The 12594-nt window shown below is 68.5% G+C and carries 12 protein-coding genes; 4 read left to right on the plus strand and 8 right to left on the minus strand.

The window, feature by feature from the left end; translation table 11 throughout:
• Positions 1-100: 100 nt before the first annotated feature.
• The 3 genes from IEY07_RS09505 to pyrR all read right to left on the minus strand — a co-directional run bounded on the left by IEY07_RS09505 (position 101) and on the right by pyrR (position 3073).
• Positions 101-1402, minus strand: a complete 1302-nt coding sequence (locus tag IEY07_RS09505) for a dihydroorotase (protein ID WP_188894971.1) — start codon at positions 1400-1402, stop codon at positions 101-103.
• Positions 1403-1526: 124 nt separating this feature from the next.
• Positions 1527-2456 (minus strand): aspartate carbamoyltransferase catalytic subunit, encoded by a 930-nt coding sequence (locus IEY07_RS09510; RefSeq protein WP_188895405.1) that lies wholly within the window; start codon positions 2454-2456, stop codon positions 1527-1529.
• Positions 2456-3073 (minus strand): bifunctional pyr operon transcriptional regulator/uracil phosphoribosyltransferase PyrR, encoded by a 618-nt coding sequence (gene pyrR / locus IEY07_RS09515; RefSeq protein ID WP_188894972.1) that lies wholly within the window; start codon positions 3071-3073, stop codon positions 2456-2458. Before pyrR ends, IEY07_RS09510 begins: the two co-directional genes overlap by 1 nt.
• Before the next feature lie 149 nt (positions 3074-3222).
• Between pyrR and IEY07_RS09520 the strand changes: the two genes are divergently transcribed.
• A complete protein-coding gene (locus IEY07_RS09520; RefSeq protein ID WP_188894973.1) occupies positions 3223-3558 on the plus strand; it encodes a hypothetical protein in 336 nt (111 codons plus the stop codon).
• Complete coding sequence (locus IEY07_RS09525) at positions 3545-4006, plus strand: DUF5130 family protein (protein ID WP_188894974.1); 462 nt, start codon at positions 3545-3547, stop codon at positions 4004-4006. The genes IEY07_RS09520 and IEY07_RS09525 overlap by 14 nt, the downstream gene beginning before the upstream one ends.
• An 18-nt stretch (positions 4007-4024) precedes the next feature.
• Here IEY07_RS09525 and IEY07_RS09530 read toward each other — a convergent pair whose 3' ends face one another.
• On the minus strand, positions 4025-4555 hold the full coding sequence (locus tag IEY07_RS09530) for a methylated-DNA--[protein]-cysteine S-methyltransferase (RefSeq protein ID WP_229669896.1): 531 nt from the start codon (positions 4553-4555) through the stop codon (positions 4025-4027).
• Positions 4552-6036, minus strand: a complete 1485-nt coding sequence (locus tag IEY07_RS09535; protein ID WP_188894975.1) for a DNA-3-methyladenine glycosylase 2 family protein — start codon at positions 6034-6036, stop codon at positions 4552-4554. The genes IEY07_RS09530 and IEY07_RS09535 overlap by 4 nt, the downstream gene beginning before the upstream one ends.
• 163 nt (positions 6037-6199) lie before the next feature.
• On the opposite strand from IEY07_RS09535, the gene IEY07_RS09540 reads away from it, so the two are divergent.
• Entirely contained in the window at positions 6200-7885 is a 1686-nt protein-coding gene (locus tag IEY07_RS09540) for a SulP family inorganic anion transporter (RefSeq protein WP_229669897.1), read from the plus strand.
• Here the strand turns inward: IEY07_RS09540 and IEY07_RS09545 are convergent.
• Together IEY07_RS09545 and pepN are read right to left on the minus strand one after the other, a co-directional pair.
• Positions 7882-9006: a Nif3-like dinuclear metal center hexameric protein gene (locus tag IEY07_RS09545; RefSeq protein WP_188894976.1), complete on the minus strand. Its 1125-nt coding sequence runs from the start codon at positions 9004-9006 to the stop codon at positions 7882-7884. The genes IEY07_RS09540 and IEY07_RS09545 overlap by 4 nt on opposite strands.
• A gap of 25 nt (positions 9007-9031) precedes the next feature.
• A complete protein-coding gene (gene pepN, locus IEY07_RS09550) occupies positions 9032-11668 on the minus strand; it encodes an aminopeptidase N (RefSeq protein WP_188894977.1) in 2637 nt (878 codons plus the stop codon).
• A 47-nt stretch (positions 11669-11715) separates the two neighbouring features.
• Here pepN and IEY07_RS09555 point away from each other — a divergent pair, with 47 nt between their 5' ends.
• A complete protein-coding gene (locus tag IEY07_RS09555) occupies positions 11716-12183 on the plus strand; it encodes a ribose-5-phosphate isomerase (protein WP_188894978.1) in 468 nt (155 codons plus the stop codon).
• 121 nt (positions 12184-12304) lie between these two features.
• Here IEY07_RS09555 and IEY07_RS09560 read toward each other — a convergent pair whose 3' ends face one another.
• Positions 12305-12526 (minus strand): hypothetical protein, encoded by a 222-nt coding sequence (locus IEY07_RS09560; RefSeq protein WP_188894979.1) that lies wholly within the window; start codon positions 12524-12526, stop codon positions 12305-12307.
• Positions 12527-12594: the final 68 nt, after the last annotated feature.

The raw sequence follows: 12594 nt of genomic DNA on the forward strand, positions 1-12594 counted from the left end.
GGCGAGGTTTCAGCCGATCCTTCGCAGTGGTTGAGGCCCCGACCGCGTTCGGCCGGAGGTTCGTACGCCTCCTGCCGCAGCTCGTGCGGGTTCGCAGGCCTCACAGCCGGCTGTAGGTGACCTCACCGCCGGCGACCGTGGCCATCACAGGATCCGGCAGCTCCAGCCCGTGCCAGGGATTGTTGCGGGACAGCGATGCCGAGGAATCCCGGTCGACGACGGTCCGGCGCTGCGGGTCGATCACCGTCAGATTGGCCGCCGCGCCGAGCACCGGCGGCAGACCCAGGCCGTCCTGCAGTCGCGCGATCCGTCCCGGACCGAAGGACGTCCGGTCCACCAGCCCGTCCCAGTCCAGCGCCCCGGTGTTGATCATGGTCTCGATCACCACGCCCAGGGCCGTCTCCAGCCCGACCATCCCGGGCGCCGCGTCACCGAAGGCGTGTTCCTTGTCGTGTCGGGCATGCGGGGCGTGATCGGTGGCGACGACATCGATGGTCCCGTCGGCAAGCGCCTCGCGCACGGCGGCGACGTCCTCGTCCGGGCGCAGCGGTGGATTGACCTTGAAGGTCGGGTCGTAGCCCTCGAGCAGTGCGGTGGTCAGCAGCAGGTGATGGGGCGTGACCTCGGCGGTGATGTCGATGGCCCTCTTCTTCGCCCATCGCAGCACGTCGACCGACTCGGCGGTCGAGACGTGGCAGACGTGCAGCCGGGACCGGGTCAGCTTGGTCAGCTCCGCGTCGCGGGCGATCACCGTCGCCTCCGCGGCCGACGGCCAGCCCGGCAGACCGAGCCGGCCGGAGACCTCACCCTCGTGACAGCAGGCGTCGCTGCCGGCAAGCCGCGGGTCCTGGGCATGCTGGGCGATCACGCCGCCGAACGCGCGGACGTATTCCAGCGCCCGGCGCATCAGCCGGGAGTCGCTGACGCAGTGGCCGTCGTCGCTGAACATCGTCACGCCCGAGCGCGCCATCAGTCCCAGCTCGGCCAGTTCCTGGCCCGCCAGGCCCTTGCTGACGGCACCGATCGGATACACCTGCGCGGAGCCGTGCTTCCGGCCCAAAGCGCGGATGTGCTCGGCTGCCTCGGCCGTGTCGGTGACGGGATCGGTGTTGGCCATCGCCATCACCGCGGCGAAACCGCCACGTGCGGCGGCCAAGGTGCCGGACTCGACGGTCTCGGCGTCCTCGCGGCCGGGCTCCCGTAGGTGGGTGTGCAGATCGATCAGGCCGGGCAGCGCCAGCAGCCCGTCGGCGTCGATCCGAGTGGCGTCGGCAGATGCTTGTGACGGATCGGCGTACCGGCCGTCGGCGATCAGGATGTCCTGGGTCCCGGACGCCAGGGCGCCCGCGGCGTCGCCGGGTCCCGGGACCAGTCGTACGCCGGTGATCAGAAGCTCAGTCATGGTCAGTCCCCATCCTCAACGCCGCCTGCACAGCCGCACCGCCTACCGAGACCCGCACCAGCTGCAGAGGGTGCGGATCTCTGTAGCTGGTGCGGCTGTGGACGGCGCGGGCACCGAACCCGGGTCACGACTCGTCCTCGCCGCCGAGCAGCTGGTAGAGCACGCTCATCCGGACGGCGACACCGGCGGTGACCTGGTCGAGGACGAGTGAGTTGGCCGCGTCGGCCGCGTCCGCGGAGATCTCCAATCCGCGGTTCATCGGACCTGGATGGCAGATCGCGGTACCTGGCTTGAGTGCGGTCAGCCGGTCCCGGGTCAGGCCATAGCCGATCGTGTACTCCCGCGGGGTGGGGAAGTAGCCGCCGGACATCCGCTCACGCTGGACCCGCAGCATCATCACCGCATCGACACCGCCGAGCACTGCATCGAGGTCGGCGCTGACCTCGCAGTCCCAGCTGTCCACACCGGACGGCATCAAGGTGGGTGGCGCGACCAGCACCGGCAGCGCACCGAGCTTCTTGAGCAGCAGCACATTGCTGCGCGCAACCCGCGAATGGGTGATGTCGCCGACGATCGCGATCCGCCGGTTGGCGAAGGAGCCGGTATCGCCGCCGAAGTGCCGGCGCAGCGTGAAGGCGTCCAACAACGCCTGGGTCGGGTGCTCATGGGTCCCGTCGCCGGCGTTGACCACATGTGCGTCGATCCAGCCTGTCACCTGCTGCGGCGCACCCGAGGTCATGTGCCGGATCACCAAGGCGTCGACGCCCATCGCGGCCACCGTCAGCACGGTGTCTCGCAACGATTCGCCCTTGGACACCGAGGATCCCTTGGCGGAGATGTTGATCACGTCGGCCGACAGCCACTTCCCGGCGATCTCGAATGACGAACGGGTCCGGGTCGAGTCCTCGAAGAACAGGTTGACGACCGTACGCCCCCGCAGGGCCGGCAGCTTCTTGATCGAACGGTGCTGGACGTCAGCCATCTCCTCGGCCAGGTCCAGGATCGCAGTGACGTCGTCCGGCTCGAGATCGGCGGAGGACAGCAGATGCCGCATCACAGGCTCGCCTCCTGAGGGGATGATCCAGACTCCGGTGCTGGCTTGGTGATCACGACCTCCGTGCTGCCGTCGGTTTCTTCCAGCCGGACGAGCACCCGCTCGTCGGCCGAGGTGGGCAGGTTCTTGCCGACGTGATCCGCGCGGATCGGCAGTTGCCGGTGGCCGCGGTCCACCAGGACGGCCAGCCGGACGGCTCGCGGGCGGCCCAGGTCACCGAGCGCATCCAGCGCAGCCCGGACCGAACGACCCGACATCAGCACATCGTCGACCAGCACCACCACGGCGTCGTCGACACCGGCCGGCATGCGGGTATGTCCGACCGGCCGGGTCGGGTGGCTGCGCAGGTCGTCGCGATACATCGTGATGTCCAGGGCACCCACCGGGATCCGTACGCCCTCGGCGGCCTCGATCGCGGTGGCCAGCCGCTCGGCCAGCGGTACGCCGCGGCGCGGGATGCCGGCCAGCACCAGCCCCTGGGCGCCGCGATTGGTCTCCAGGATCTGGTGGGCCATCCGGGTCAGCGCCCGGGAGATGTCCTCCGCATCCAGGACCACCCGCTGCGGCCCCGGATCGCTGGTATCGGCTGTGCCAGGTGGGGATGTGCTGTCGGCCACCTGATCTCCTCCGCTTGCCCAGTTGCCCAATTACTCTGCCAACTACTTCGCCAACTACTTCGCCTGGTTGCTGCCCTGTCGGCAGACCAAGTTGAGAGTTAGTCCCTGCCCGGTGCGACCCGCGAGGCGTTTGCGGATACGGTAGCCCCGTGACTGAACTCGTGAGCATGTTAGTGCCCCTGCAGGGGACGCTGCCGGGTTGGCCCACCGTGGCGCAGCCGAGTGCCGTGCAGGTTCTTGGCCTGTTGTTCGGCGTCCCGCTGATCGTGATCATCGTCATCAGTCTCATCGGGAAGGGCCCCGAGCTGATCCGCGCCGGCCGCGGCGAGGACCAGAGTGCTGCCGGCGAGCCGTTGTGGCTCGGCACCGCACCTGCTGATCGCGGCGCGGTCACCGCAGGACCGGACGCACCGGCCGCCCCGCCGGTTCCGGCCCGGGCTCCCGAGTCCGCGACCACGGTTGGAGGCGCAAGTGTCCGCTGGTGAACTGGTTCCGGCGTCGACCGCCAAGCCGGATCTGACCGACCCGTTCCGTCCGGTGCACGGTACCGGGCCGCTGACTCCCTACGAGATCGACCGGATCGAGCGGGTGATCCGTTACGCCCGGCAGAACAGCGGGCTGGACTATTCGGTCCTCATCGGCCAGACCGAGCCGGACAGCCGCGCCTACGCCCGTCGGCTGCATGCCGCGTTGCCGGACCCGGACCACACGGTTCTGGTGTTCGTCGACCTCGGATCGCGCGTGCTGGAGATCGTCACCGGTGTCGCCGCGACACGGGTGCTCGGCGACAACGAGTGCCGGTTGGCCGCCGCGACGATGCAGAGCAATTTCGTCGCGCATGATCTTGCCGGCGGCCTGACCGCCGGTATCCAGCAGTTGGCGACGGCCGCCACCCCGGCGCCGACCCTGCACCTGTCCGACAAGCCGTACTGATCCTGAGCTTTCGAAGGGCTAGCGCGAGGATTCGTGTGCGCGCAGGATCCGCTTGACCGCCAGGCCGTAGCGGAAGCCGCCCAGTCCGCCGTCGCGCCGGATGATCCGATGACACGGCACGAAGAGCGCCGTGGCATTGCGCGCACAGGCGTATGCCGCAGCCCGGACCGCGTCGGGCCGTCCGGAGTCTGCGGCCAGCCGGGTGTAGGTGGCGGGCTCGCCGGGCGCGGTCTTGCGCAGTGCGTCCCAGGCAGCTTCGACGAAGGGTCCGGAGCGCTGCCGTACGGTGATGGCATCGATCGCGGTCAGCTCGCCGCCGCTGTAGGCCTGCACGGCGTCGTCGATGATCGGATTGCCGGCCCGGCCGATCGTGGTCGGACGTAGCCGCGGATGCACCAACGCGGCGAGGTAGTCGGGATCGGTCGTCCAGCCCGAAGCGATCACCACCGGGACACCGCCCTCGTCGCCCCAGAGGTAGTCGAACCTGCCGGCGACACTGTCCGTGCTGCCGAAGTTGATCACGCTGTCGATCATGGTGTTGTTGATCATGCTGCCAGCTCCATTCTGCTTGCCTGCCAGAGTCTCATGGTCGCGTACGACCTCCAGGGTGCCCAGCGAGTGCCGTCCGGGCCGAGGCCGCGGCGCTGCAATTCGCGGCGGATGACCAGGTCCTCGGCCAGCAGCACATCCGGGTCGGCCAGCCCGCGCATCGCGATGTAGCCGGCGGTCCAGGGCCCGATCCCGGGGAGTCCGAGCAATCGGCTTCTGGCTTCGGCGCGGTCCGCGCCGGGGGACAGGTCGACCGCACCGCCGGCCAGGGCGGTCGCCATCCCGACCAGGGCACGGCCGCGGGATCGCGGCATCGGCAGGGTGTCCGGATCTGCCTCGGCGAGCTCCTCCGCGGTGGGGAACAGATACTCCGGTTGATCATCCCGACGGACTTGATCATCCCCATCGGGCGCCAGCCGGCGGCCGTACTGGCGGACGATCCTGGCCGCTGTGGTCGCCGCTCCCGCCACCGAGACCTGTTGGCCGATCAGCGCACGAAAGGCCAGCTCGTTGGCATCCACGACACCAGGCACCCGGACCCCTGGTCGATCGGCGACCATTCCGGCCAGCGCAGGATCTGCCGCCAGCACCGAATCGACGGCGACCGGATCGGCATCAAGATCAAGGAGCCGGCGGATCCTGGTCACCGCCGCGGACAGATCGCGAAGATCGTCAAGTCTCATTTCGACCGTCAACGGGCCGTCCGCTTCGGCCATGATCAACTCGAAGACGCCAGGCCCGTGCGGGAATGAGCAGCTGCGGCTGAAGATCATCCGGTCACCGGATCGGCGTCCGGACTCGACGCCTGCGATGGCACGATCGGCAAGGAAGTCGAAGAGCGGTTCAGCTGCGAAGGGCCGGCGGACCGGCAGTTTCAGGGTGATCATGCTCGGACCGGTTGCCAAACGATCTCCGGCAGGTCGGGTGCGCAGTTCCGAGGGCGGTCGCCCATACACCTCGCGCAGGGTGTCGTTGAACTGCCGGACGCTGGAAAACCCTGCCGCGAAAGCGATATCGGCCAGTCGCAGATCGGTGTTCTCGATCAACATCCTGGCGGTCTGGGCGCGCTGGGCGCGGGCGATCGCCAGCGGGCCGGCGCCGACCTCGGCCACCAGCAATCGGTTCAGTTGTCGGTCGCTGTAGCCGACCGCGGACGCCAGCCCCGAGACACCCTCGCGGTCCACCAGTCCGTCCGCGATCAGCCGCATCGCCCGCGCGGCGACGTCGGCCCGCGGATTCCACTGGGGTGAGCCGGGCACAGTGTCCGGCCGGCAGCGACGGCAGGCCCGGAAGCCGGCGGCCTGGGCGGCTCCCGGGGCAGCGAAGAATCGGCAGTTCTCCGCCTTCGGCGTCCTGGCCGGGCAACTCGGCCGGCAGTAGATGCCGGTCGAAGTGACCCCGACGTAGATCCAGCCGTCGTAGCGGGGATCCTTGCCGCTCACCGCCCGGTAGCAGGCGTCGGACTGCGGAAGTGCGTGCATGATGTCCATCCTGACAGCCGATCGGAGCCACAACTAGCGGAAATCGGACAGTGCCACGGCAGGGCGTCAGGTCGTCCCCGGTCGCCGTGATCATCGACGTTCCCCGGTGGGCTCTCGCGGAGTACGCTGAGCAACCTGTCCGGTGATCGTTGAAGGCGGCGGTTTGGGACGAAGGACTGCCATCGGTGCCTGGCGCCGGTCGTTGCGACCGGAGCGCCGGAATCTGCGCGCCGACGTCGTCGCCGGGATCCCGAATGCGATCACCAACATTCCCGATGGCATGGCCTCGGCCGTCCTGGCCGGCATCAACCCGGTGCACGGCCTGTACGCCAGCCTGGCCGGTCCGCTGATCGGCGGCCTTGGTGTCAGTACCCGGCTGATGGTGATCAGCACGACCGGCGCCGGCTCGGTCTCGACCGGATCGGCGGTCGCCGGGGTGTCGGTCCAGGACCGGGCGGCGACGGTCGCGGTCCTCACCCTGCTGGCCGGCGCATTCATGATCATCGCCGGGATCTTCCGGCTCGGTCGCTACACGCGGTTCGTGTCGCAGTCGGTGATGCTGGGCTTCCTGACCGGTATCGCGGTCAATATCGTGCTCGGGCAGCTGTCCGATCTGACCGGCGCACCGGTCGCCGGCGGCACCACTGTGACTCGCGCGATCGGAGTGCTGGCTCATCCCGGCCGGTGGGATGCTGCGAGTGTCGGCGCCGGACTGGTCGCGCTGCTGCTGCTGGTCCTGGTCAATCGCACCCGGGCGTCCCTGGCCGGCTCCCTGGTGGCGATCGCGGTCCCGACAGTGGTCGTCGTGCTGGTCGGGTGGCACACCGTGGCCCGGGTCGGCGACGCAGGCGAGGTGGCGCACGGTCTGCCGGTGCCGCGACTGCCGGAGCTGGCACGATTCTCCCCGGAGTTGCTCGCCGACGCCGCTGCGCTGGCGGCGATCATCCTGGTCCAGGGTGCGATCGTCTCCCAGGCGGCTCCCAACCAGGAGACCCGCGCCGATCCCAGCCAGGACTTCACCGCCCAGGGCGCTGCCAATGTGGTCTCGGGCCTGGTGGCCGGCATGCCGGTCGGAGCCTCGGTCGGCCAGACCGCCCTCAACGTCGCCAGCGGCGCCCGCAGTCGCTGGGCCGTCATCTGGGGATCGGTGTGGATGACGGCGATCATGGTCGGCTGCTGGTGGCTGATGCGCTACGTCGTCGTGCCGACGCTGGCGGCGATCCTGATCTACGCTGCGGTCACGTCGCTGCGTCAGCGGGAGCTGACGACGATTCTGCGGACCGGCTGGAATTCCCGGATCGCACTGGTCGCGACGTTCCTGGCCACCCTTTTCCTTCCGGTCGCCGTTGCGGTCGGCATCGGCGTGATCCTGTCGCTGGTGCTGCAGCTCAACCAGGAGGCGATCGATCTCCGGGGCGTCCGGCTGGTGCCCGAGGAGTCCGGTCGCTTCATCGAGACCCGATCGCCGGCCCGACTTCCCGACCGGACGGTCACCATCCTGGACATCTACGGCAGCCTCTTCTATGCCGGGTCCAGGACGCTGGAGGCACGATTGCCCGATCCCCGAGGATCGGTCCGTCCGGTCGTGGTGTTGCGGTTGCGGGGGCGTACGACGCTCGGCTCGACCTTCTTCGCCGTGATCTCCGACTACGCGGACCGTATCGAGGCGGCCGGTGGCAGGCTGTATCTGACCGGGATCGCGCCGGAACTGGCTGCCCAGATCCGCCAGCCCGGGCATCGCGAGCTGACCGGCAACGCCTTGCTGTACGCGTCCTCACCGGTGGTCGGGGCGTCCACGCTCGAGGCGTACAACGACGCGACCACCTGGCTGGTCGACCCGCGGCACTAGATCCGGAAGGTCCACGGATCGGTGACGATCCGAGAGACCGTGACCGGCAACCCCGGAAGTTGATCTTCGAGTTCGGCCTGGAGCGCGGGCAACCAGAGCCACTCGGCAGCCCAGTGCGGGACGTCGATCAGGGCCGGGGCGGCCTCCCAGGCGACCGCCTCGGACGCCGGGTGGTGCCGCAGGTCCGATGTCAGGTAGACGTCGGCGCCGGCCAGCCGGGCGGTGTCAAGAAGATCATCTCCGGCACCGCCCTGCAGCGCGACCGTGGTGATCACGCGATCGCGATCACCGGCGATCCGGATGCCTGCGGCAGTGTCCGGCAGCACGGACGCCACCCGGTCGGCGAAGCCGGCGAGAGTGATCGGCTCGATCCGGCCGATGCGTCCCAGCCCGGCCGCCGGACCGCCGTCGACGGGGAAGGCCACCTCGACGATCCGATAAGCCGGGACCTCGTACGGGTGGGCCGCCAGCAGGGCAGCGACGACCTGATCGCGCACCCGTCGATCCATGATCATCTCCACCAGATCCTCGGTCACCTGCTCGCGCCGGCCAGGTTCCCCGATCGCCGGATGCGCACCGGGTCTCGGGGTGAAGGTTCCGGTGCCGGTCACGGTGAACGCGGCTCGTTCGTAGGATCCCAGGGCGCCGGCTCCGGCAGCCGACAGTGTGTCGATCACCGTCTTGGTGTGCTCCCGGGGAACGTAGGTGATCAACTGGTCGAGCGGCTGCACCGGCACCGTACGGAGCGGCCGGGTGCCGGTGAGACCGAGTGCCGCGGCCACGGAATCGGCGACCCCGCCGACGGGGATGTCGGCATTGGTGTGGGCGGTGATCAACCCGGTCCCGGATCTGATCAACCGGGTGATCATCCGGCCCTTGGGCTGCTTCGGGTCGATCGCATTGACGCCCCGCAGCAGCAGCGGGTGATGGGCGATGATCAGATTCGCGTCCAGGCCGGCCGCCTGCTCGATGATCGCATCGGTGACGTCGACTGTCAGCAGCACGCCCCGGACCGGCTCCGCACTGTTGCCGGTGACCAATCCGACCCGGTCCCAGCTCTCCGCGGAACCGGCGGGGTAGTGGGTGCTGAGCAGGGACTGCAGATCGCCGATGGTGATCATCTGGGCTCCGGGTCGAGCGTCCGATTCAGAGTGTCGCGGACTGGGCCAGATCGGCCCGCTGGCAGCGGTTGGCCCGATCTGCACCGTCCAGTCGCTCGGCGGCGATGTGCTTGACCATGTCGCCCAGCGGGGCACCCGCCTCGGTCACGCCCGCGGTCAACCAGCCGTGCAAGCGGCCGATCTTGGCGACGTCGTCGGCGATGCTGGGGAACAGGAAGGTCAGCACATTCTGCCGGAAGATCGACGACTTCTTGGCCCAGATGCCGGTTGAGGTGGAGATCGCCTCGGCGGTCTTCAGGTATTTGTCCAGATAACCGTCCAGCAGCTCCTCCTGTCCGGGTTGCCAGAATGCCGCACAGATCTGCCGCTGGGTCTCATTGGGGATGTCGTTGCCATCGACCGCCAGCGCCCATGCCTCGGCCTTCGCCTCGGCCGTCGGCCGGGCAGCGCGGGCGGCGGCGGCCCGCTCGGCACCGGTGGCGGTGTTGTCGCGTTCCAGCTCGGCCGCGATCGCTGCCTCGTCGACCGCTCCGCAGCGGGCCAGTTCGCCGATCACCAGCCAGCGCAGCTCGGCGTCGACCTCCAGTCCCTCGGGGACACCGCGACCTTCCAGCCAGCCGGAGAGCGTTGCGATCCCCTCGTCCGAGATCACCGAGCGGGCGTACGCCTGGGCCAGCGCCAGCTGATGATCACTACCGGCCGTGGCCGCGTCGACCAGCTCCGACAGGCCGGCCTCCCAGCGGGCGACGACTGCGGGCCGCGAGCCCGGAGCGGTGTAGGACTGTACGGCCAATGCCGCGTTCATCAGCACCGCCCGGACCGTCGTCAGATCGGTCTCATCGGCGACGTTGCGCAGCACCAGCTCGGCGTAGTCTTTCGCCGGCAGCTCGGCGTCCCGGCACATGTCCCAGGCTGCACCCCAGCACACCGCCCGGCTGAGCGGCGAGCTGATCCGGGACAGGTTCTCGATCAAGGTCGTCATCGACCGGTCGTCGAATCTGATCTTGGCGTAGCTCAGGTCGTCGTCATTGAGCAGCACCAGATCGGGCTGCTGGGCACCGACCAGATCGTCGATATCGGTCGAGGCGTCGGCGATGTCGGTCTCCACCCGGTGGATCCGGACCAGCTTGTCGCCCTGCAAGGCGTACAGGCCGATGGCGATCCGGTGATGACGCAGGGTCGGATACTGCTCGACCGCGGTCTGGGTCACCGCGAAGCGGGTGAAAGCGCCGGAATCGTCGACCTCGAAGTCAGGACGCAAGGTGTTGACACCAGCGGTTTCCAGCCATTCGGCCGACCAGCCGGAAAGATCACGTCCGGACGGGCCTTCGAGCGCCTTGAGCAGATCGGTCAACCGGGTGTTGCCGAAGGCGTGCTCGGCGAAGTAGCCGCGAGCGCCCTCCAGGAAGGCGTCCTGGCCGACGAAGGCAACCAGTTGCCGCAGCACCGATGCGCCCTTGGCGTAGGTGATGCCGTCGAAGTTGGACTCGACCGCCTCGAGATCCACCATGTCGGCGGCGATCGGGTGGGTGGTCGGCAGCTGGTCCTGGCGATAGGCCCAGTTCTTGCGGGAGCCGGTGAAGCTCGCCCACGCGGTCTCGGCGTCGCCGGTGCGCTCGGCGATCGCGAAGGTGGCAGAGAATTCGGCGAAGGACTCCTTCAGCCACATGTCGTCCCACCAGACCATCGTCACGAGATCGCCGAACCACATATGAGCCAGCTCGTGCAGGATCGTCTCGTCCCGGGACCGGTAGTTGGCCTCGGTGACCCGGCTGCGGAAGACAAGATCATCGCGCAGCGTCACGCAGCCGATGTTCTCCATCGCGCCCATGTTGTACTCAGGCACGAATGCCTGGTCGTACTTGCCGAACGGGTAGGCGTACCCGAAGTGCTTCTCGAAGATATCGAAGCCGGCCTTGGTGGTCGCGAAGATCCGGTCGGCGTCCAGGTGCTCCAGCAGCGACTGGCGGACCAAGATCGACATCGGCAGCTCACCGGACTTGGTCTGGTGGCTGTCGCTGACGACTGCGTAGTCGCCGGCCACCAGGCTGGTCAGATAGGTCGACACCCGCGGTGTGGGCGGGAAGTGCCGGCGGGTGACGCCGTCGAGTCCGTCCACCGACCCTTCGACCGGTCGGGGCTCGTCGCCGGTGGAGTTGGCGATCACCGTCCAGCTCTCGGGTGCCAGCACCGTCAACTCAAAGGTGGCCTTCAGGTCGGGTTGCTCGAAACAGGCGTACACCCGGCGGGCCTCGGAGGCCTCGAACTGGGTGTAGAGATAGGTCTTCTGGTCGGCCGGATCAATGAACCGATGCAGTCCCTCGCCGCTGCGGCTGTAGCGGCAGAGCGCCAGCACGATCAGCTCGCTGTCGCCCTCGGCGACCGAGATCGGCAGCCGCGATCCGTCGTAGCTGGCCGGATCAAGATCATCACCATTGAGTGTGGCCGAGATCACCCGTTCGGCGATCAGGTCGATGTGGATGTCTGCAGCCTCGGTCGCGGTGAATCGCACGACGGTCCGGGACACGAAAGTGGTCTCCAGTGCCTCCACCACGCCGCCGGACAGGTCGTGCCCGGACAGGTCGAGGGAGACGGCGTACGAATCAACGGTCAGCAGCGCCGATCGGCGGCGTGCTTCATCTCGTGTCAGGTTATGCAGCATGGGTCGATCCTAGGAGGGCGCGCACAGGCTGACCCTAAGATGCGGTTATGCGCGTACACATCGGGAGCGATCACGCGGGGTTCGAGCTGAAGAATCATCTGGTCGAGGAGCTGACCGCCGACGGTCACGAGGTTGTCGATCATGGTCCGCAGGCGCTCGATCCGGAGGACGACTACCCGGTCTACTGCATTCCGGCCGCCCAGGGCACCGTCGACGACGACGGATCGCTGGGCATCGTGATCGGCGGCTCCGGCAACGGGGAGCAGATTGCGGCCAACAAAGTCACCGGGGTGCGCGCGATCCTGGCATACGACGAGGGCACTGCAACCCTCGGACGGCTGCACAACAACGCCAACGTCATCGCGGTGGGAGCGCGGATGCACACCATCGACGAGGCGACCGCGCTGGTCCGGTTGTTCCTGGCCACCGATTTCTCCGGCGAGCCGCGGCATCAGCGCCGGATCGACGAGCTGGCGGCGTACGAGAAGGGCGACGACCTTCCGGCGCCCGCCTGAGCGCTCCCGCTTCTCTTCCCACGGTCTTCGCTTCCCGTTCATCCGCTCGCTTCCGTTGCCCGTGAGGCGAGCGCATGTTCGTGAAGCGAGGGCCGATGGGACGGACTGGTGGCGTGGCGCGTCAGGAAGCCCGGGCGGGTCGCCGGCCCTCGGCGCGGGCGATCAGACTGTCCACGATGGACAGCGCGAATTCCTCCTCGGCCGCTCCCGGGCGCGACACGTCGCGCGCCCGCATGGCACGGTCGATACTGACAAGTCCGGAAACACCGTCCCGGCCGAAATCCCGACCCGGCAGTTCCCCCACGTCCTCGGCGACCCCTCGCCGATCGCGTTCTGCGATCACCCGCATATCCTAGGTCGCCTGCGAGCGCACGGTGGTGCGTTCAGGCCACGATTAGGTCACAGCTGCTG

The organism is Microlunatus endophyticus (assembly GCF_014646195.1).
Taxonomy (GTDB): Bacteria; Actinomycetota; Actinomycetes; order Propionibacteriales; family Propionibacteriaceae; genus Microlunatus; species Microlunatus endophyticus.